The organism is Hyalangium versicolor (assembly GCF_020103695.1).
In the GTDB taxonomy this organism is placed as follows: domain Bacteria; phylum Myxococcota; class Myxococcia; order Myxococcales; family Myxococcaceae; genus Hyalangium; species Hyalangium versicolor.
Map to the genome: position 1 here is coordinate 15,064 of NZ_JAHXBF010000042.1, position 19,190 is coordinate 34,253.

A 19,190-nucleotide genomic window follows, 5' to 3' on the forward strand; every position below is an offset into this window, starting at 1 on the left:
CCTTCCATCGAGGGGCCAGAGATGAAGCGCGCGACATGCCCCCTACTCTACCCTGGGAATCCCGTGAGATTGTCCCCAAGCATGGGCCTGTGCAATGAGGAGAACATGTCCTTCCTCCCGCAGGCCCTCGTTTTCCTCGCCGCCGCCGTGGTGGCTGTCCCGCTCTTCAAGCGTCTCGGGCTGGGCTCCGTCCTGGGCTACCTGGCGGCGGGGATGATCATCGGCCCGTGGGGAATTGGAGCCATTTCGGACGTGGAGGCCATCCTCCACTTCTCCGAGTTCGGCGTGGTGCTGCTGCTGTTCCTCATCGGCCTGGAGCTGCAACCGGCCCGGCTCTGGGAGCTGCGCAAGTCGGTGTTCGGGCTGGGTGGCCTGCAGGTGGTGGGCTCGGGGCTGCTGCTGGCGGCGGCGGGGAAGGTGGCCGGGCTGGCGCCGCACACCGCGCTCATCGTCGGCCTGGGCCTGTCGCTGTCCTCCACGGCGTTCGCCCTCCAGCTGCTCGCGGAGAAGAACGAGCTGACCACCGACTACGGGCGCGCGTCCTTCGGCATCCTGCTGTTCCAGGACCTGGCCGTCATCCCGCTGCTGGCCCTGCTGCCCGTGCTGGGCTCCTCGGACAGTCCGTCCACCGAGCCCACGTGGCTGTCCGCGCTCAAGGGCGCCGGGGTGCTGGTGGGCGTCATCCTCGCGGGCCGCTTCGTGCTGCGGCCGGTGTTCAAGGTGGTGGCCTCGTTCCACAGCCAGGAGCTGTTCACCGCCACGGCGCTGCTGCTCGTCATGGGCACGGCGGCGCTGGTGAGCGCGGTGGGGCTGTCCATGGCGCTGGGCGCGTTCCTCGCCGGCGTGCTGCTGGCGGACTCGGAGTTCCGGCACGAGTTGGAGGCGGACATCGAGCCCTTCAAGGGCCTGCTGCTGGGCCTGTTCTTCATCGCCGTGGGCATGTCCGTGAACATCGGCCTGGTGAGCACATACCCCCTGCTCGTGGTGGGGCTGGTGCTGGGCCTGGTGGCGATCAAGGCCGTGGCGCTGTACGCCATCGGCCGGTGGGCATTCGGCGGCAATGAGCAGGCGCTGAGCATGGCCATTGTCATCTCCCAGGGCGGCGAGTTCGCCTTCGTGCTCTTCCGGCTCGCCGTGGGCTTCCATGTCATGGACAACAGGCTGGCGGACCTGATGGTGGTCGTGGTCAGTCTCTCCATGGTCACCACCCCGCTGCTCTTCGCCTCGTACGCGCGGTGGATCCGGCCTCGCTTCCAGCAGAAGGCCCATCGGGAGTTCGAAGTGGCCCCCGAGCAGGACAACCCCGTCATCATCGCCGGCATGGGCCGCGTGGGGCAGGTGACGGCTCGCGTCCTGCGCGCCAAGCGCATCGGCTTCACCGCGCTGGACATCAACTCCGAGCACATCGACTTCATCAAGCGGTTCGGCAACAAGGTCCACTACGGGGATGCGGCGCGGTTGGATCTGCTGCGGGCCGCTCGGGCGGACAAGGCGAAGATCTTCGTGCTCGCCATCGATGACATCGAGGCGTCCGTGCGCGCGGCGGAAACGGTGGTGCAGCACTTCCCCCACCTCACCGTGTTCGCTCGGGCTCGAAACCGTCAGCATGCCTACCGGCTGCTCAACCTGGGCATCAAGCACATCATGCGCGAGACGTGGGTCTCCAGCCTGGAGATGACGGGAGAGATCCTCCAGGAGCTGGGGCTGACGTACTCGGAGAGCCACAAGACGCTGGAGCGCTTCCGGCAGCACGACGAGGACCTGCTGATGGCCACCTTCCCCTTCCACAAGGATGAGAAGAAGCTCAGCGAGATGGCGGCCCGGGCTCGCGCGGAGCTGGAGAGCCTCTTCGAGAAGGATGCCGCCGAGGAGAAGAAGGCCGGCTGAGCCGCCCTCCATGAGTGGCTCTCCTCCTTCGAGTTCGGGATTGCGTGGGGCGCTGGGCTCGCTGTGGGCCCGGCTGCTGATCGCGTTCCTGGTTCCCACGCTGGCGCTCTTCGGGCTTACAGGGCTGGCGAGCTACACGCTGGCGCGCTCCATCCTCGAGGAGGAGCTGGGGCAGGGCCTGTCCGCCATCGCCGCCGCCGCGGCCAGCCAGGTGAGCGGCGAGCGGATGCTCATGATCGAGCCGGGCGATGACGTCAACGGCACTCGCACGTGGCGCAACCTCACGCGCTCGCTGGTGGATGTGCAGAAGGCCAGCGGCGTGCGCCGGGTGTTCGCGGTGGATGTGCAGGGGCGCGTGCGTGTGGACGTGGGCGGCGGACTGCCCGTGGGCGCCGAGGTGCCAGAGCTGGCCCGGGACAGGCTGGAGCTGACGCGGGTGTTCGCCGGCGAGCGAGCGGCCAGCCAGGTGCTGTTCAAAGGCTCGGATGGGCGGCTCTACAAGACGGGATACGCGCCGGTTTTTCAGGGGGAGAAGGTGGTGGGTGCCGTGGCCGTGGAGGGCAGCGCGGCCTTCTTCGGACCGCTGGCGCGGCTGTCTCGCACGTTCACGGTGGCCACGGCGGTGGCGCTGGCGGTCCTGGCAGCGGTGGCGGTGATGACGGCCCGAGGGCTGGCCCGGCCACTGCGGCGGTTGATGAACTCGGCGCTGCGCATCGGCCGGGGAGATTTGACGACGCCTGTGCCTCCCGAGCCCATGCGGGAGATTGGAGTGCTCGCACGCGAGTTGGAGGAGATGCGTGGGGCGCTGGAGAGCCGGGATCGACAGCTCAAGCTGATGCTCGCCGGAGTGGCGCATGAGGTGCGTAACCCGCTGGGCGGAATCGAACTCTTCTCCGGCCTGCTCGCGGAGGACTTGCGGGCCGGGAGCTCCCAGGATGCCGCCGCGCATGTGGGGCGCATCCAGCGCGAGGTGGCGTACCTCCAGCGCATCGTCGAGGACTTCCTGGCTTTCGCTCGCGAGCAGCCGTTGGCCCGGGCTCCGGTGGAGGCCCCCGCGCTGCTCTCGAACGCGTGCGAACTGCTGTCCGCCGAGGCCGAGGCCAAGAACGTGAAGGTGGAGTTGGAAGCTGCCTCCGCTCAACTGGAGGCGGATGGGAGCCTGCTGACGGCGGCGCTGGTGAACCTGGTGAAGAACGCCGTGCAGGCCTCCCCTTCGGGAGCGCGCGTCCAGGTGACGGGCCGAGCGGAGGGTTCGCGCTACGCCATCGAAGTCAGGGACGCTGGACCTGGAATCCCCGAGGCCGAGCGTGAGCGCATCTTCGAGCCCTTCTTCACCACTCGGGAGAAGGGCACGGGGCTGGGGCTGCCGCTGGCGCGGAAGATCATCCGGGCGCACGGCGGAGAGTTGGCGTTCACCTCCGCACCGGGTGCCACCGCGTTCACCCTGACCCTGCCGCTGGGGGCATCGGGCCGCACCTGACCGCGGTCACCTCGCCGCCGCATGGTTGCTGCTGGACCACGGCGCGAATGCGGTGAGCCGAACTGGTACTGCCAGAGTACCAGTTGGCACTCACCGCGCGCCCGAGGGGCGCCATGAGCCACCGCGTCAGTTCACGGTGAACTGCTGGGCCATCTCGCTGACCTCGGTCGACACCGCCTCCAGCGTGCCCGTGGCCTGCTGCGTGGACTCGAGCCGCTTGAGCGTCGCGTCCATGATCTGCGACAGGTCCGCGATCGCGCTGAAGATCTGCGAGATACCCGCGTTCTGCTGATTCACCGCCGCGACGATCTGCCGCATCGCCGACGAGTTCTCCTGCGACAGCTTCGACAACTCTCGCAGGCTGTTACTGGACGCCCTCATCCGCTCGAGGCCGCCCGCGATGTCTCGCGAACCCTGCTCCACCATCTGCGCCGCTGCCCGGATGGCGCCAATCACCTCGCCCAGGATGGTGCGGATGCGCGTGGTGCTCTTCACCGACTGGTCCGCCAGCGCTCGAATCTCCCGCGCCAGCACCGCGAACCCCTTGCCGTTGTCTCCAGCGCGCGCCGCCTCGATGGCCGCGTTCACCGCCAGCAGGTTCGACTGGTCCGCCATGTCCTTCACGGCCTCGGTGATCTCGCCGATCTGCGTGGCGCTCTCCGCCAGGCGGTTCAGCTTCACCTGCATCGCATCCACGAACTGCTGAATGGTCGCCAGGCCCTGCATGGACTGCTCGATGGCCGCCTCGCCCTCGTGCCCCAGCTCCTCGGCGCGGCGCGCCACCCGGAGCATCGACTCGGCACGCTCGGACGTCATCTGCGAGGTGTGCTTGATCTCCTGAGACGTCACCTGCGTCTCCTGGATCGCCGCCGCCTGCTGGTTGAGGCTCTGCTGCTGCTCGTTGTTCGCCTCGCTCAGCTCCTTGCCCGCAGCCACCAGCCGCGAGGCCGACGACGCCAGCGTCTCAGGAATCTGCCGCAGCTTGCTCAGCACCGAGTTCAGCGCGAACGCCAGGTCGCCCATCTCGTCCGTGGACACCCACTCCGGAGACGAGATGCGCCCCACCGCCAGGCCCTCGATGGCCTTGCCCACCGCGCTGGCACCCTGCGCCTGCCGGCGCGCCAGCATCCACGCGGTGATGGTGGGCAGAATCAAGGCCAGCACCGCCACCCAAGGCAGCACGAAGGCCAGATCCGAGAACATCGAGCCGCTCAGGTTCTGGATCGTCTGCGCCGACTGCGTGGCGCCCTCGGCCACCAGCTGCGCATGGAGCGCGTCTCGCAGCCCCAGCAGCTTCACCACCACCACGCAGCTGCACAGCATGAGCGTAGCGATGATGGAGGCCACGAACGTGAAGGGCAGGAACCACGTCTGCCGAGGCCAGAAGGGGCCCGCGCCCTGCAGCACCAGCGACTGGTGCGCCTTGCGCTCCTCCATCGCCTGCGCCAGCCCCATCTTCTCCAGGCTGATGCCGAACGGGAAGGACACCACCACGCCGAAGAAGAAGGCGATCAGCGTGCCCAGCAAGACCCGGACGGGCCCCTTGTCGTAGACCAGGCTCACGATGAGCGCGAAGGTGAAGCCACCCACCGTCCACGCCACATACGAGATGTAGAAGCTGGCCCGCCACGGCATCCGCAGGATGCGCCGCAGCCGATCTCCCGGCGCGTCTCCCGGCAGGTGCCGCAGCGACTCGGACGCCAGGTACCGCAGCGCCACGTACGGGTACCCCAGGCAGCACACGGCCGCGATGGGCACCATGTACTGCACTACCGGCGCCAGGGCCTCGCTGCTCGGCACTCCCACCGCCATGGCGATGAGGTACGCGCAGATGAGGATGGGGGCCAGGACCCACATCAGGAACAGCAGACTCCCGCGCCTGGCGAAGTCGCGGATCAATTGTTCGTCATTGGTTGGAGCCACGGGTGCCATTCAAGCCAAGAAATCCGCCGCTGTGAACTGCCCTTCCAAATAAAAAACCTGGAAGACCTTCATTTCAAGAGAACCGGGCTCCCACCTGCACGGGATATCCCACTCCCCCCGCCACGGGTTGAGCCCACGCCTGCCCACCTTCCGAGTCTCACCCCGCCCCCCCTCCCTGAGCCGCCGCCCGGGCCTTCTCCAGCATCCGCCGCAGGGGAGGCTCGTCCGCCCGCTGCAGGGCCTCGGCCCAGCTCAGCCACTGAGCGCCGAAGGACTCGTTCGGGTCATGCGCCAGCGCCTGCGGGTCCTCCGCGATGACCAGATAGCGCACATCCAGGTGGAGGTGCTCAGGCTCGTCCTTGCGCGCCGGGATGCGGTGGACGTCCACGTCCAGGGGGCGAGGCGCCGAGGGATGCAGCCGCACCTGGCAGCCCGTCTCCTCCTGGGCCTCGCGCAGCGCCGAAGCCTCCATGCTGCCGCCATCCACCTCCTCCGCGTGCCCTCCCGGCTGCAGCCAGCGCTTCAGCTTGCCGTGGTGGATGAGCACCACCCGCTCTCCGGCCGGATCCACCACTACGGCGCTGCCCGTGAAGTGCGCCGTGGGCTGCGAGCGAGAAAAGGGGCTCTCCAGCTCGGCGGCGAAGGCACGCATGCGCTCCAGGTCCTCGCGCTCCTTGGCGTCCGCGGGGACGTGGCGCGCGAGCAATTCCAGGAGAGGGGCATCCGTCTTCAAAGCCATGGCGCGCATAAAGCGCATGTGGCCCCGCCGCGCCAGTAGCTTCTGCACGCCGGCTCGGGGCTCGGCCCGTGGGTGCGCAAGCGGGACAGCATGTGGTGTAGTGACACCCGCCCCCTTCCTGGGGGAGAAGGCACCCATGGCCCGCGTCCTCGTCATCGATGACCATGACACCCTCCGCGAGGGGATGACCGTCACCCTCACCCGCTCCGGGCACACCGTGGCCGCGGCGCGCTCGGGCGCGGATGGGCTGGCCGCATACAAGAAATCCCCGTTCGATCTCGTCGTCACGGATCTGAAGATGGACGGGATGGACGGCATCGCCGTCACCAAGGCGCTCAAGGCGTTGGATCCGGCGGCCGTCGTCATGGTGGTGACGGCCTTCGGCACCATCGAGACGGCCGTGCAGGCCATGCAGGAGGGCGCCTACGACTTCATCACCAAGCCCTTCCCGCCGGACGTGCTGCGCGCCAAGGTGGAGAAGGGGCTGGAGCTGTCCTCCACGCGCCGCCAGGTGGAGAAGCTGAGCGCTCGCACCGCCGCGCACGACGCGGACGCCGCCCTCACCCACGGAAATCTGGTGGGCGAGAGCGAGCCCATCCAGAAGCTGCTGGCCCAGGTGCGCAAGGCCGCCGCCAGCGACGCCACCGTGCTGGTGCGCGGCGAGAGCGGCACCGGCAAGGAGTTGGTGGCCCGCATGCTCCACCAGCACTCCCCTCGCAAGGACGGGCCCTTCGTCGTGGTGCACTGCGCCGCCCTGGCGGAGACGCTGCTGGAGAGCGAGCTGTTCGGCCACGAGCGCGGCGCCTTCACCGGCGCGGTGAAGCGCAAGCTGGGCCGCTTCGAGCTGGCCGACGGCGGCACCCTCTTCCTGGACGAGATTGGAGAGATTCCCCCTTCCGTGCAGACCAAGTTGCTGCGCGTGCTCCAGGAGAAGGAGATTCAACGCGTGGGTGGAGAGGAGACGCTCCGGGTGGACGTGCGCGTGGTGAGCGCCACCCACCGTGACTTGCAGGCCGAGGTAAAGGCGGGCCGCTTCCGGGAGGACCTCTACTACCGTCTGCACATCGTCCCGCTGATGCTGCCCCCGCTGCGCGAGCGCCCCGAGGACATCTCCACCCTGGCCCGCCACTTCGTCACCAAGCACGCCTCCCGGGTGAACCGGCGCGTGAAGAGCCTGGACGACAGCGCCCTGCGCGCCCTGGCCCGCCACGCCTGGCCCGGCAACGTGCGCGAGTTGGAGAACGTCATCGAACAGTCGCTCGTCTTCGCCGAGGGCGAGGTGCTCACCGAGGCGGACCTGCCCTCGCACCTCAACTCGAGCACACCCCGCACGGACGCCAGCGGCCTGCCCATCCCCCACGGGGATCGTCCCCTGCCGGACATCCTCGAGGACATCGAGCGCCAGCTGATTGCCCGGGCCTATGAGAAAGCCAACGGCGTGAAGACGGAGACGGCTCGCCTGCTGGGCATCAAGACGTCCGCGCTGTACTACAAGTTGGAGAAGTACGGCTTCATCTCCAAGGGGGAGGCCCCTGAGGAAGGTTGATCCCTCGAAAATCCATGGTTACGCACCACCACCCGTGACTTTCCACTGCTCCATCCCGCCCGGGGGTGCTTTCCACCACCCCCGAACCCATCGGAATCACGAGGCTTTCGCTCCCAGCGGAAGCCATGGGGGGCCCTGCGGGCTGGCACTCCCCTTGCTGATGGGAGGGGTGTGATGAAGCGCCCCCTGCCCATCCTGCTGCTGTGCCTGCTCACCGGAGCGCCCGCCTGGGCTGCCACCGGGCTCGAGGCGGCACGCTCCCTGGCTCAGGCGGCGCGAAGTGGCGTTCGCACCCTGCGCGAGCGCCAGCAGGCCCTTCGCAACGAGCTGAACGGACTGGCCTCTCGCATCGAGACGCTCAAGGCCTCTCAGCAGGGCAAGCTCACCCCGAGCGGCGAGCTGGATCAGGCGCTGCGGCGCTCGCAGGAGTTGAGCGGAGAGCTGACCGGGCTGGCGCAGGCGGTGTCCACGGCGGAGGGCGACTCCGAGCGCGCCCACGTGGCGCTGCACTCCGCGCTGTCCGAGGAGCTGGCGCGGGTGAAGGCGGCGTGGGACTCCACGAGCGACAGGCAAGAGCGCGCCCGGCTCATCTCGCGCATGCGCGAGCTGCGCACCGAGCGGGATGCGGTGCGTGCGGCGCTTCCCGCCTCCAAGGTTCCAGCGTTGAGCCCCGCGGACACGAGCGATGACCCCGAGGATCTGCTCGAGCAGGCGGATGCGCTTCGCGACTCCGAGGACAAGGTGAAGCAGCGGCTGGGCGCGCTCAAGGCCCGCATCGCCGAACTGCGCGACGAGAAGGAGCTCGAGCGCCGGATGAGCGACTTCCTCGGCGAGGAGGCCATGTTCGACGAGCAGGACCGGCGCATGCGCCTGCGGCTCAACTCGGACAAGGCCGTCGAGGTGGAGCGGACGCCCGTGCGCAGTGGACCGGGGACCACCCTCTACAACGACTCGAACACCCCGAACGCGCCGTCCGTGATGGATCCGAACCCGCCCCCGGCAGGCGCTCCCGAGGAGCCTCCCACTACGACCAGCGCTCCTCCCACGGCCCGCGCCAGCGATCGCCGTCCCGAGGTGAACCCGCTGCGGGCGCAGGATCTCGCGGCCGGGGACTTCGACGACCTGAACTCCCTGGAGGCCCAGGCGAAGCAGCTGGAGTCCATGGCGAAGGATCTCGACGCCCGCGCCAGGTCCATCGAGAAGCGGGTGCGCGAGCTGAAGTAGCCGCCGGCCCCCGCCCTTCCGGGCCTCAGAACAGGTTCACCTCCGCCTCCAGCAAGAGCAGGGCCTGCAGTCGCACCTCCTCCTCGGGCATGCGGCCCTTGCCCCGGAAGATGAAGCTCATGGAGGGCGCGGCGACGAAGGGCTGCAGCTCCGTGCCCTCCATGTCCATCTTCAGCACGGGGTTGGGCGCGTTGAGCGACAACCGGGAGATGTCCTGCTTCCGGGCGACGCGTGCCTCCTGGTCCCCGGCCTTGGCGAAGAGCTCGAGGGTGTCCAGGAAGGTGAAGTCCCCGGTGCTGGGGCTGACCAGGCGCAGTTCCAGGCTCTTGGCGTGCACGGCGTTCACCTCGCCCTTCGAGACGCCCTGGTTCTTGAAATCCTGGTTCTGGTTGAAGTCCAGCCCTCCAAAGGAAGCAATGGCCGGGAAGGCATTGAGGGGGGTGCCGGGGGGACCTGCGGGCACGGTGGTCTCGCCCTTGAGCTCTGTCTGAAAGGAGGCAGGGGCGCAGGCGGCGAGCGCGAGACAGGCCCAGGCGGGAATGAGCGAGGCGGGACGCATGGCCGGGACTGTAACGGGGCTCCGCCGCTCCGTCACCGGCGAGCCGTGCGGCCTGAACTGTCGGGAACAAGGCGTGCAGGCAAAGCCCACGGTATGGTGCTGGGGCGTGTCACGGCTCCTCTCCACGCTCCTGCTCGCGGCCCTCGTGCTCCCTGGGGGAGCCCGCGCGTCCGACACGGAGGGCGCCCTGCGCCTCACCAGCCGGCTGATGGTGGACTCCAACGCCCCGAGAGACTTCCACGGCCCGGAGACGCCAGCCCCCCTTGCGGATCTCGCCCTGAGCGTGCTGGCCGCGGCGGACGGCCGCATCACCGGCGAGAGCCTCCAACTGGTGGGCCGCTATGAGCTGGGGGGCCGCAAGTACGCGCGCTATACCTCCGAGGATGTGCTCGTCCAGGCCGGGGCCCTGGAGGGCTCCATGGCGCTGGGCACCCAGGCGGGGCTCGGGCTGGAGGGACGGGCGAAGGATCGGCGTGGGGGCTCCCGGGACTACTCGGACCTGGGGGCGGATGCCTTCCTCGAGTACGTACCGGACGTGCGGCTGGCGCTGCGCATCCGCGCGGGGGCCCACCGCTTCGTCTACCGCCCGGACTCGCGCGCCAACTTCGGCGGCTCGGAGGTGGGCTTCCTGGGGCGCTACCGCTTCGATCGCCGCCACTCGCTGAGCGTGTTCGGCGAGTACGGAGGGCGGCGCTACGGAGTGGAGGCGCGTCCTCCCCCGGAGCGCCAGGGGCTCTCGCTCGGCCGGAGGCAGGACGGAGCGCTGTCGGCCGGGGCCACCTACACGTACCGCGGTCCCCTGGCGCTGGGGCTCACCTATACGTTCCAGGAGATCAGCTCCAACAGCTTCGGCGAGACGGTGCTGCGCCACCGGCTCAGCGGGAGCGTGGGATTGAAGCTGCCGTGGAATGTCACCGCGCTGGCGCAAGGAGCACTGGGGCTGAGCCGCTACCCGGACGGCATCTACCTCTCTCCGGAGATCATTCTCGTGGAGGAGGACGAGGGGCAGAACGCGCTCTCGCTGAAACTGGCCCGTCCCGTGAACGCTCACCTGGACCTGGAGCTGTCCTACTCCCTCTACGGCACCCGGCTGCCGCGCAATGAGCTCTCCTACCTCCGGCAGGTTGCAGGGGTGGGCCTCACCTGGCGCATGTAGGCGAGGGTAGACTTGGGGTGTTCCCCAGAAACGAGGCAGGGGGAGGGGGGGATGATCAGGCGCCGGGATATGCGAGCATGGCGCCTCGCAGGCAGAGCCCGTTTTCAATTGATTCCAGGGAAGGAGACACCCGTTGGACTGGTCCGCCTATGCCCACGAGCAGGGACTCGGCCGTGAAGTCGGAGAGAACCTCGTGCGGGCGCAACAGCTCGCGCGAGGGGCGCATCTGACGACGGGAGATTTGCTCCGAGCGCTGGTGAGAGACACGAGCCATGCGGGCGTAGCGTGCGCCGCGCTAGGGCTGACGCCGGAGCGGGTGGAGCCTCCGCTGGAGGAGCTGGCGGTGACGCCGGAGCCGCTGGTGCTTCAGGGGCCCAAGGAGATGTCGGGGCCACTGGCCTCGGTGATGCTCCACGTGCAGGACGAGGGAAACCTGCTGGGGTTGCAGACGTCAGGCTCGCTGCTGCTGGCGCTGCGGCCGGACCGGCTGGACGTGACGGCGGGGCCAGCGGATCCACTGGATTCACCGGGGCATGGGGAGCTGGCGCTGGAGATGCTGGGCCTGGAGCGGCTGCGGCTGCGCGGGGCGGTGCTGGACGCGATTGCCCGAAGCCACCCGGACACGCGGGACTGGGACGCGCGGGCAGAGGGCTTCCTGCGCCTGAGCCGCTTCCACATGGCGTACCCGTACCCGGGGGAGACAGAGCCGCCCTCGGCCACCTCCGAGGCGAACGAGGAGGCGGCGCGACTGCCGGCCATGGCGGCGCACTACCTGCACGCGTCGACGGAGGATTTGAAGTGGCTGGGCAAGGCGCTCTACGACGAGCGGAAGAAGTGGTTCGTGGTGCGGCTGGTGCGGCTGGTGGAGTCGGTGCACCCGCAGTTGCTCGAGCCGCTGATCTGCGCCGCCATCTATGAGCAGGACCCGAGCCGCAACCGGCACTTCGTGGATGCGGCGGTGCGAGGCGTGGGGCTGGCGCCGGTGCACGAGCGGCTGCTGTGGTACATGCGGCAGGGCGTGGACGCGGAGAAGTCCGGCGCGATGCGAGCGCTGTACTGGTGCCCGCCTCCGGACGCGGACTCGGTGAAGGAGACAGCGCGCGGGCTGTTGGATGCGTTCCAGCGGGAGAAGGACCTGGACGTACGGCGCACGGCGCTGACGAAGCTGGCGGGAATCGACTGGCGGGCGATGGATCTGGGGCTGCGACACCGGCTGGCCGAGGTGCTCCAGGCCGCGGCGGCCCACCCGGACGTCTACATCCGCCACCGGGCGGATGCGATCCGCACGGAGCTGCGCGGCGTCATCTCGTAGTAGGCCCAGCCGCGGTGACGTGCCCCCCGTATTGGGGCAGGTCATCGGTAATCTTGAACCACGGCGCCTTCGAGCCGACGAAGATGTGCTCGGCCGGACGAATGGTGGGCTCGTCTACAAGGGTCCCCATGGCGACGTGAACGAACTGCCCCTCGCGGACGACGGAATAGAGGAACGAGCCGCACACCTTGCAGCGAGTGTCACAGGCGTTTTCCTCACCAAAGATCATGAGGCAGTCCTCGCCCTGGTTGATGCGCAGCTTGTTCCGCTCGATACCCGCGAACGTCTTGAATGCCGCCCCCGTCGCCTTCCGGCATTTGGAGCAGTGGCAGTTCGCGGCGTAGGCAAACTCGTCCATGACGGCATAGCGGACGGCGCCGCACATACACTCTCCGGTCAGCGTGCGAACGGGATTGGTCATGGACTCCTCTTTCTCAGTTCTGAAACCGGGGAGAAGCAAACCAGCAGACAGTTCCCCGGATGGGGGGGCTTTCCACGGGGGAGACCTATGTTACTCCCCGTACGCCCCCGCCAGAGCCGACTGGCACTGCTTCCTCATCGTGAGCGTCGTTCCTTTGTGCCCTGATCGCCTCCTCCGCCTCCGCCGGACCCGCGCGAGCACCCGCTGTTCCCAGCCCGGCCTCCTCTTTCTCCCGCAGAGAGGCCGGTGTCTCTCGTGAACAACGCTCCCCCGTCCACCCTGGCAGCCCAGGGCGCGGCCCGCTTCGGCCCCCTCCTGCCTCCCACCACGCTCGCGGGCTTCGTCCTCGCCATCCTGGCCGTTCTCCTCATCGCCGGCCTCTCCTACAGCTCCCTCAGGAACCGCGAGCGCACCGGAGAGCGCGTCACGCACACCCTGCAGGTGGTCGGCGAACTCGAGGCGCTCCTGTCCTCGCTGAAGGATGCCGAGACCGGCCAGCGGGGCTACTTGCTCACCGGCGCTGATCGCTACCTCGCCCCCTACCGCGAGGCCAACACGGCCATCACCGTGCAGCTCCAACACCTCCGAGAGATGACCGCGGACAACCCCCAGCAACAGGAGCGGCTCGACCGCCTCTCCGGGCTGGTGAAGGAGAAGCTCGACGAACTCCGGGAAACCATCGAGCTCAAGCAGGCCGGAAACACAGAGGCCGCGCACACCCTCATCCTCACCGACCGGGGCAAGGCGATGATGGACCGCATCCGAAGCACCCTGGGAGAGATGGAACAGCACGAGCAGCAGCTGCTCGCGGATCGCAACGAGGAGTGGCAGCAGTCGGCCAACATGTCCCTGCTCATCTCCTGGGCGGGCTCGGCGGTGCTCCTCTTCCTCATCTCCTCCGCGGGCTACATGACGTCCCGCGACTTCCGGGCCCGCTCCCTGTTGGGCTGGCTGCGCACGGGCCAGTCGACGCTCAGCCAGCGCATCCAGGGCGACCAGCGCCTCGAGCAGCTCGGGGACAACGTCCTGCGCTTCCTGGCCGAGTACCTGGATGCCCAGGTGGGCTCCATCTATCTGGCCGAGGCCTCCGGGCAATTCCGCCGCTTCGCGGGCTATGCCCTGCCCCCCTCCGCGAAGACGGGCGAGGTGGTACTGCCCGGCCAGGGGCTCGTCGGCCAGGCCATCAAGGAGAACCGAGCCTTCCACCTCCGGGAGGTCCCCGCGGACTACCTGCCCATCAACTCCAGCCTGGGCCAGAGCAAGCCGCGACACGTGTTGGTAGTGCCCGCCCAGGTGGATAGCAAGGTCAACGCCGTGGTGGAGCTGGGCTTCCTGCACCCCATCCACCCGTCGGACCTCGAGCTGCTGGAGCGCGTGTCCGAATCCATCGGCATCGCCGTGCGCTCCTCGCACGACCGCACGCGCCTGGAGCAACTGCTCGAAGAGACGCAGCGCCAGGCGGAAGAACTCCAGACCCAACAGGAAGAGCTGCGCGTCTCCAACGAGGAGCTAGAGGAGCAGAGCCGGATCCTCAAGGAGTCCCAGGCCCGCCTCGAGGCCCAGCAGGCCGAGCTCGAGCAGACCAACGCCCAGATGGAGGAACAGACCCAGCTGCTGGAGAAGCAGAAGGAGGAGCTGACCCAGGCCCAGGTCACCCTCACCGACAAGGCCCGCGAATTGGAGCGCACCAGCCGCTACAAGTCCGAGTTCCTCGCCAACATGAGCCACGAGCTGCGCACGCCGCTCAACAGCTCGCTCATCCTCGCCAAGCTGCTGGCTGACAACAAGACGGGCAACCTCACCGAGGAACAGGTGAAGTTCGCGCAGACCATCTCCGCCGCCGGCAATGATCTGCTCTCCCTCATCAATGACATCCTCGATCTGTCGCGCATCGAGGCCGGGAAGGTGGAGGTACAGCTGGAGGTCATCCCCTTGCAGCGCGCGCTCGAGTCGCTGCGCCGCACCTTCCAGCCCGTGGCGCTGGAGAAGAAGCTGGGCTTCTCCGTCACCGTCGAAGAGGACGTGCCCGACACGCTGGAGACGGACTCCCAGCGCCTGGGGCAGATCCTCCGCAACCTGGTCGCCAACGCCTTCAAGTTCACCGAGAAGGGCGAGGTGGCCGTCCGCGTGTTCTCCTCGGCGCCCGGGCACATGGGGTTCGCCGTCAGAGACACGGGCATCGGCATCGCCCCGCACCAGCAGGCGCTCATCTTCGAGGCGTTCCGTCAGGCGGATGGCAGCACGCACCGCAAGTACGGAGGTTCGGGGCTGGGCCTGTCCATCTCCCGGGATCTGGCACGCCTGATGGGAGGAGATGTCACCGTCCACAGCACGCCCGGCGCGGGCAGCACCTTCACCCTCACCCTGCCCCTCAACCCTCCGCGCACGAATCAAGTCCCCCCGCAGCCGGCCCTGGCCTCGCGAGAGCCCTCGGTCCCCGCGAGCCCGCCCCGCGGTGCCGGGACCGAGCCCCTCGGCCCTCCACGCCCGTCCGTGGCGGTCCCCCCACGCCCCGCGGCCCCGTCCGTGGAGGATGACCGCGAGAAGCTCACCCCTGAATCCCGCGTCATCCTCATCGTCGAGGACGACACCCGCTTCGCCGCCATCCTCCGGGACCTGGCTCGCGAGCGGGGCTTCCTGTGCGTCATCACCCACTCTGGGGGAGAAGGCATCTCGGCTGCGCTCACCTACCTGCCGAGCGCCATCCTCCTGGACATGAACCTCCCGGACCACTCCGGCCTCGGCGTGCTGGATCAGCTCAAGCGCAACGCGAGGACGCGGCACATCCCGGTCCACGTCGTGTCGGTGGCGGACTACTCGCGCGAGGCGCTGGAGCTCGGCGCCGTGGGCTACGCCCTCAAGCCCGTGAAGCACGCGGAGCTGGAGGAGGCCTTCCGGCTACTGGAGACGAAGGCCAACCAGGGCCTGCGAAGCGTGCTCGTCGTGGAGGATGACGAGCGCCAGCGCGAGAGCATCCGCCAGCTCCTGGGCAGTGAGCAGGTGCAAATCCTCGGCGTGGCCACCGCGGGCGAGGCGCTCCAGCAACTCCAACAGACCACCTTCGACTGCATGGTGATGGACCTGAGCCTGCCGGACATGAGCGGCTATGCGCTGCTGGAGAAGATGGCGGCGCAGGAGGAGGTCTCCTTCCCACCCGTCATCGTCTACACGGGCCATTCACTCACGCGCGACGAGGAGCAGCGGCTGCGGCGCTTCTCCAAGTCCATCATCATCAAGGGCGCCCGCTCGCCCGAGCGGCTGCTGGACGAGGTGACGCTCTTCCTTCACCAGGTGGAGGCGCAGATGCCGCCGGAGCGCCAACGGATGCTCCAGGTGGCCCGGGACCGCGAGGCCGCGCTGGAGGGCCGGCGTATCCTCGTGGTGGAGGACGACGTGCGCAACGTCTTCGCCCTCTCCAGCGTGCTGGAGCCCCGCGGCGCCAAGGTGGAGATCGCCCGCAACGGCAAGGAGGCCCTGGACGCGCTCACCCGCAGCCTCACCCAGCAGGCCAAGGCGGTGGACCTGGTCCTCATGGACATCATGATGCCGGAGATGGACGGGCTCACCGCCATGCGGGAGATCCGCAAGCGCGCCGAGTGGAAGAAGCTGCCCATCATCGCCCTGACGGCCAAGGCCATGAAGGATGATCAGGAGAAGTGCATCGAGGCGGGAGCCAACGACTACATCGCCAAGCCCCTGGACGTGGAGAAGCTCCTCTCCCTCGTCCGCGTCTGGATGCCCAAGTAGCCGTGGACGAGCGCCTCGTGAGCACGAAGGACTTCGACATCGAGCTGCGGCTGCTGCTCGATGCCATCTATTTGAAGTACCACTATGACTTCCGAGGCTACGCGATGGCCTCGCTGAAGCGGCGCCTGGCGCTGGCCGCCGAGCGCTTCGGGTGCCACAGCCTGTCCCAGCTCCAGGACCAGGTGCTGCACGATCCCACCGCCTTCCCCCGGCTGCTGGACTTCCTCACCGTGCAGGTGAGCGAGATGTTCCGGGATCCGCCGTACTTCCGCGCGCTGCGGGAGCGCATCTGCCCGCACCTGAGCACCTACCCCTCGCTGAAGGTATGGGTGGCCGGGTGCAGCACCGGCGAGGAGGTGTACTCGCTGGCCATCCTCCTGCGCGAGGAGGGGCTGCTGGAGCGCACGCTCATCTACGCCACGGACATCAACTTGCACGCGCTGCAGAAGGCCGAGCTGGGTGTCTACGACGTGGAGCGCATCTCCACGTTCACCCGCAACCACCGGGAGTCCGGCGCCCGGAACTCGCTGTCGGACTACTACACGGCGGCCTATGGCCACGCGGTGTTCGATCCGAGGTTGAGGGAGCACATCGTCTTCTCGGACCACAGCCTGGCCACCGACAGCGTCTTCGCGGAGGTGCACCTGCTGTCGTGCCGCAACGTCCTCATCTACTTCAACACCGAGTTGCAAGAGCGCGCCGTGGGGCTGTTCGCCGAGGCGCTCTGCCGCAAGGGCTTCCTGGGCCTGGGCGCCAAGGAGTCCCTGCGCTTCACCTCTCACGAGGAGTCCTTCTCGGAGTTCGTCCGGGAGGACCGCATCTACCAGAAGCGATGAACCCCTCCGCGAACATCGAGAGCCCTACCGGACTCAAGCCGGAGAAGCTCCGGGAGCGCATCGACGCCGTGGTGCTGGGCACCTCCGCCGGCGGCGTAGAGGCGCTCTCGGTGCTGCTGCCCGCGCTGCCCCGGACCTTCCGCGCCGCCATCCTCATCGTCATGCACCTGCCACGAGACAGGCCGAGCCTGCTGGTGGACATCTTCCAGGGCAAGTGCCAGCTGCCGGTGAGGGAGGCGCAGGACAAGGAGCAGGTGCAACCGGGCACCGTCTCCTTCGCGCCCCCGGACTACCACCTGCTGGTGGACGAGGGCCCCACCCTGGCGCTCTCGGTGGACGATCCCGTCCATTACTCGCGCCCCTCGATTGACGTGCTGTTCGAGTCGGCGGCGGATGTGTACGGGCCCCGGCTGGCCGGCATCATCCTCACGGGCGCCAACGCGGATGGGGCGCAGGGGCTGCAGACGGTGCGCGCGGCGGGAGGCGTCACGGTGGTGCAGCGGCCCGACACCGCCCAGGTGTCCTTGATGCCCCAGTCGGCGCTGAACCGAGGCCCGGCCGACTTCGTGCTGACGCTCGAGCAGATCGCACACCTGTTCCAGGTGATGGGAGGTCCCAGTGCTCACTGACTCCAACCCCACCCCGCAGGCGGCAAGGCCCGTGTCCGACCGGGTGAAGTGCCTGCTTGTCGATGACCTGGAGGAGAACCTGCTAGCGCTCGCGGCGCTGCTGCGGCGGGAGGACGTGGAGATCCTCCAGGCCCGCTCGGGCAGCGAGGCCCTGGAGCTGCTGCTGGCGAATGACGTGGCGCTGGCCTTCCTGGACGTGCAGATGCCGGAGATGGACGGGTTCGAACTGGCCGAGCTCATGCGGGGCATGGAGCGCACGCGCCATGTGCCCATCATCTTCGTCACGGCGGGGGCGAGGGATCAGCACCGCCAGTTCAAGGGCTACGACGCGGGCGCGGTGGACTTCCTCTACAAGCCACTGGATCCGCACGTGCTGCGCAACAAGTCCGAGGTCTTCTTCCAGCTCTACCGGCAGAAGCGGCTGTTGGCGCATCAGTTGGACGAGCTCTCGGAGACGCTGCGCCTCAACGAGATGTTCACGGCGGTGCTGGGGCACGACCTGCGCAACCCCCTGAGCGCCATCCTCACGGGAGCGGAGCTGCTGCAGCGCCGCACGGAGGACGAGGCCGTGCGCAAGGCCGCCGGGCGCATGCTGGCGAGCGGCAAGCGCATGGGGCGGATGATCGAGGACGTGCTGGATCTGGCGCGGGCGCGGCTGGCCGGCGGCATCCCGCTCAAGAGGGAGGAGACGGACTTCGGGCAGATGCTCCACCGCATCGTCCAGGAGCACCAGGCTGCCTTCCCCGAGCGCCGCATCGAGGTGCACCAGAAGGGCAACGGCGTGGGCAACTGGGACGCGGACCGGCTGGCGCAGGTGGCCTCCAACCTGATCGGCAACGCGCTCCAGCATGGGGATGTCAAGGAGCCCATCCAGATCCTCCTGGACGGCACACACGATGACGCCATCCGCTTCTCGGTCGAGAACGTGGGCGTCATCCCGCCGGACGTGCAGCAGTCGCTGTTCGATCCGTTCCGGGGCGGACAGCGCCAGCGCGGGCGGAAGGAGGGGCTGGGGCTGGGGCTCTACATCGTCCAGCAGATCGTCCAGGCGCACCAGGGCGACGTGCAGGTGGAATCTGGAACCAGCCGCTACACGGTGTTCAGCGTGGAGCTGCCGCGCCGCGGGCAGGACGTCGTCAAGCTCTAGGTCCGCGAGGATTCGAGATTCTCGCGGCGCTCCGCCTGGATGCGCCGCTCCAGGAAGGGAGAGAAGTGGCCGGCGAAGGCCTGCTGGAGCTCCGGCCTCCTCCAGTCCTGCTCGGTGAGGACCTTGCGGCAGTGGGGGCTGGCGCACTTGCAGATGGAGTTCACGGAGTAGTTCGAGCCGGGCTCATAGTCGAACCAGGTGGCGAACTCGGTGGTGATCTCCTCACCGGCCCGGATGGGGCGCCGGGCCACCACGGTGACTTCATCGATGAGCCAGGCGGTTGGATCGCAGGAGTGGTTGAGGAAGACATCCAGGGATTCGCTGGTGTCGGAGAGGGGGAGCGCCAGGTACTGCGTCTCGCTGATGGGGACGACCGTCTCCACGCGGTATTTCGAATAGTCGATCTGGTGCCGGTCCACCACGACGCCGCCCCAGATCATGAGAACGGTGCCCTCGGGGATGTCACAGGTGGCGAACAACCCGTTCCCATCGATGGAGGAAGCCCCGGCGCGCAGGCGCTCGTCGGTCCAGGTACGGGGGGGATAGGTCGCTCGGCTCATGGCTCTCTCGCTCGGGGGCTGCGT

General features: G+C 68.4%; 15 protein-coding genes. 10 read left to right on the plus strand and 5 right to left on the minus strand.

Features of this window, described 5'->3' with window-relative positions:
- The first annotated feature begins 105 nt into the window (after window positions 1-105).
- Together KY501_RS48550 and KY501_RS48555 are read left to right on the plus strand one after the other, a co-directional pair.
- Window positions 106-1,887: a monovalent cation:proton antiporter-2 (CPA2) family protein gene (locus tag KY501_RS48550; protein ID WP_224372227.1), complete on the plus strand. Its 1,782-nt coding sequence runs from the start codon at window positions 106-108 to the stop codon at window positions 1,885-1,887.
- A 10-nt stretch (window positions 1,888-1,897) separates the two neighbouring features.
- The gene (locus KY501_RS48555) at window positions 1,898-3,367 is read left to right on the plus strand and encodes a sensor histidine kinase (protein ID WP_224372229.1); all 1,470 of its coding nucleotides are present in this window, start codon (window positions 1,898-1,900) and stop codon (window positions 3,365-3,367) included.
- A gap of 126 nt (window positions 3,368-3,493) precedes the next feature.
- Here KY501_RS48555 and KY501_RS48560 read toward each other — a convergent pair whose 3' ends face one another.
- Both KY501_RS48560 and KY501_RS48565 read right to left on the minus strand, forming a co-directional pair.
- Window positions 3,494-5,290 carry a methyl-accepting chemotaxis protein gene (locus KY501_RS48560; RefSeq protein WP_224372231.1) on the minus strand — a complete coding sequence of 599 codons (1,797 nt, stop codon included), beginning with the start codon at window positions 5,288-5,290 and terminating at the stop codon, window positions 3,494-3,496.
- A 157-nt stretch (window positions 5,291-5,447) separates the two neighbouring features.
- Window positions 5,448-6,047 (minus strand): NUDIX hydrolase, encoded by a 600-nt coding sequence (locus KY501_RS48565; protein WP_224372232.1) that lies wholly within the window; start codon window positions 6,045-6,047, stop codon window positions 5,448-5,450.
- Between the two features lie 118 nt (window positions 6,048-6,165).
- On the opposite strand from KY501_RS48565, the gene KY501_RS48570 reads away from it, so the two are divergent.
- Together KY501_RS48570 and KY501_RS48575 are read left to right on the plus strand one after the other, a co-directional pair.
- Entirely contained in the window at window positions 6,166-7,575 is a 1,410-nt protein-coding gene (locus KY501_RS48570) for a sigma-54-dependent transcriptional regulator (protein WP_224372233.1), read from the plus strand.
- Between the two features lie 174 nt (window positions 7,576-7,749).
- Entirely contained in the window at window positions 7,750-8,799 is a 1,050-nt protein-coding gene (locus KY501_RS48575; RefSeq protein ID WP_224372234.1) for a TetR family transcriptional regulator, read from the plus strand.
- 25 nt (window positions 8,800-8,824) lie between these two features.
- Here the strand turns inward: KY501_RS48575 and KY501_RS48580 are convergent, their stop codons facing one another.
- Window positions 8,825-9,358 carry a hypothetical protein gene (locus tag KY501_RS48580; protein ID WP_224372235.1) on the minus strand — a complete coding sequence of 178 codons (534 nt, stop codon included), beginning with the start codon at window positions 9,356-9,358 and terminating at the stop codon, window positions 8,825-8,827.
- On the opposite strand from KY501_RS48580, the gene KY501_RS48585 reads away from it, so the two are divergent.
- Together KY501_RS48585 and KY501_RS48590 are read left to right on the plus strand one after the other, a co-directional pair.
- Window positions 9,357-10,514: a hypothetical protein gene (locus KY501_RS48585; RefSeq protein ID WP_224372236.1), complete on the plus strand. Its 1,158-nt coding sequence runs from the start codon at window positions 9,357-9,359 to the stop codon at window positions 10,512-10,514. The genes KY501_RS48580 and KY501_RS48585 overlap by 2 nt on opposite strands.
- 133 nt (window positions 10,515-10,647) lie before the next feature.
- Window positions 10,648-11,826 (plus strand): hypothetical protein, encoded by a 1,179-nt coding sequence (locus KY501_RS48590; RefSeq protein ID WP_224372237.1) that lies wholly within the window; start codon window positions 10,648-10,650, stop codon window positions 11,824-11,826.
- Here KY501_RS48590 and KY501_RS48595 read toward each other — a convergent pair.
- Window positions 11,816-12,247, minus strand: a complete 432-nt coding sequence (locus KY501_RS48595) for a GFA family protein (RefSeq protein ID WP_224372238.1) — start codon at window positions 12,245-12,247, stop codon at window positions 11,816-11,818. The genes KY501_RS48590 and KY501_RS48595 overlap by 11 nt on opposite strands.
- A 255-nt stretch (window positions 12,248-12,502) precedes the next feature.
- On the opposite strand from KY501_RS48595, the gene KY501_RS48600 reads away from it, so the two are divergent.
- Genes KY501_RS48600 through KY501_RS48615 form a run of 4 tightly spaced genes read left to right on the plus strand, consistent with a single transcriptional unit; the run spans window position 12,503 to window position 18,606 of the window.
- Window positions 12,503-15,994 (plus strand): response regulator, encoded by a 3,492-nt coding sequence (locus tag KY501_RS48600; RefSeq protein ID WP_224372239.1) that lies wholly within the window; start codon window positions 12,503-12,505, stop codon window positions 15,992-15,994.
- A 2-nt stretch (window positions 15,995-15,996) separates the two neighbouring features.
- Complete coding sequence (locus KY501_RS48605; RefSeq protein WP_224372240.1) at window positions 15,997-16,830, plus strand: CheR family methyltransferase; 834 nt, start codon at window positions 15,997-15,999, stop codon at window positions 16,828-16,830.
- Window positions 16,827-17,459, plus strand: a complete 633-nt coding sequence (locus KY501_RS48610; RefSeq protein WP_224372241.1) for a chemotaxis protein CheB — start codon at window positions 16,827-16,829, stop codon at window positions 17,457-17,459. The genes KY501_RS48605 and KY501_RS48610 overlap by 4 nt, the downstream gene beginning before the upstream one ends.
- Window positions 17,449-18,606, plus strand: a complete 1,158-nt coding sequence (locus tag KY501_RS48615; protein WP_224372242.1) for a hybrid sensor histidine kinase/response regulator — start codon at window positions 17,449-17,451, stop codon at window positions 18,604-18,606. Before KY501_RS48610 ends, KY501_RS48615 begins: the two co-directional genes overlap by 11 nt.
- Here the strand turns inward: KY501_RS48615 and KY501_RS48620 are convergent.
- A complete protein-coding gene (locus tag KY501_RS48620) occupies window positions 18,603-19,166 on the minus strand; it encodes an SET domain-containing protein-lysine N-methyltransferase (RefSeq protein WP_224372243.1) in 564 nt (187 codons plus the stop codon). The genes KY501_RS48615 and KY501_RS48620 overlap by 4 nt on opposite strands.
- Between the last annotated feature and the right edge of the window lie 24 nt (window positions 19,167-19,190).

Coding starts and splice junctions, on each gene's coding strand:
- KY501_RS48610 (WP_224372241.1), top strand. CDS start 16,827: ATGAACCCCTCCGCGAACATCGAGAGCCCTACCGGACTCAAGCCGGAG.
- KY501_RS48550 (WP_224372227.1), top strand. CDS start 106: ATGTCCTTCCTCCCGCAGGCCCTCGTTTTCCTCGCCGCCGCCGTGGTG.
- KY501_RS48570 (WP_224372233.1), top strand. CDS start 6,166: ATGGCCCGCGTCCTCGTCATCGATGACCATGACACCCTCCGCGAGGGG.
- KY501_RS48595 (WP_224372238.1), bottom strand. CDS start 12,247: ATGACCAATCCCGTTCGCACGCTGACCGGAGAGTGTATGTGCGGCGCC.
- KY501_RS48585 (WP_224372236.1), top strand. CDS start 9,357: ATGGCCGGGACTGTAACGGGGCTCCGCCGCTCCGTCACCGGCGAGCCG.
- KY501_RS48555 (WP_224372229.1), top strand. CDS start 1,898: ATGAGTGGCTCTCCTCCTTCGAGTTCGGGATTGCGTGGGGCGCTGGGC.
- KY501_RS48580 (WP_224372235.1), bottom strand. CDS start 9,358: ATGCGTCCCGCCTCGCTCATTCCCGCCTGGGCCTGTCTCGCGCTCGCC.
- KY501_RS48620 (WP_224372243.1), bottom strand. CDS start 19,166: ATGAGCCGAGCGACCTATCCCCCCCGTACCTGGACCGACGAGCGCCTG.
- KY501_RS48565 (WP_224372232.1), bottom strand. CDS start 6,047: ATGCGCTTTATGCGCGCCATGGCTTTGAAGACGGATGCCCCTCTCCTG.
- KY501_RS48575 (WP_224372234.1), top strand. CDS start 7,750: ATGAAGCGCCCCCTGCCCATCCTGCTGCTGTGCCTGCTCACCGGAGCG.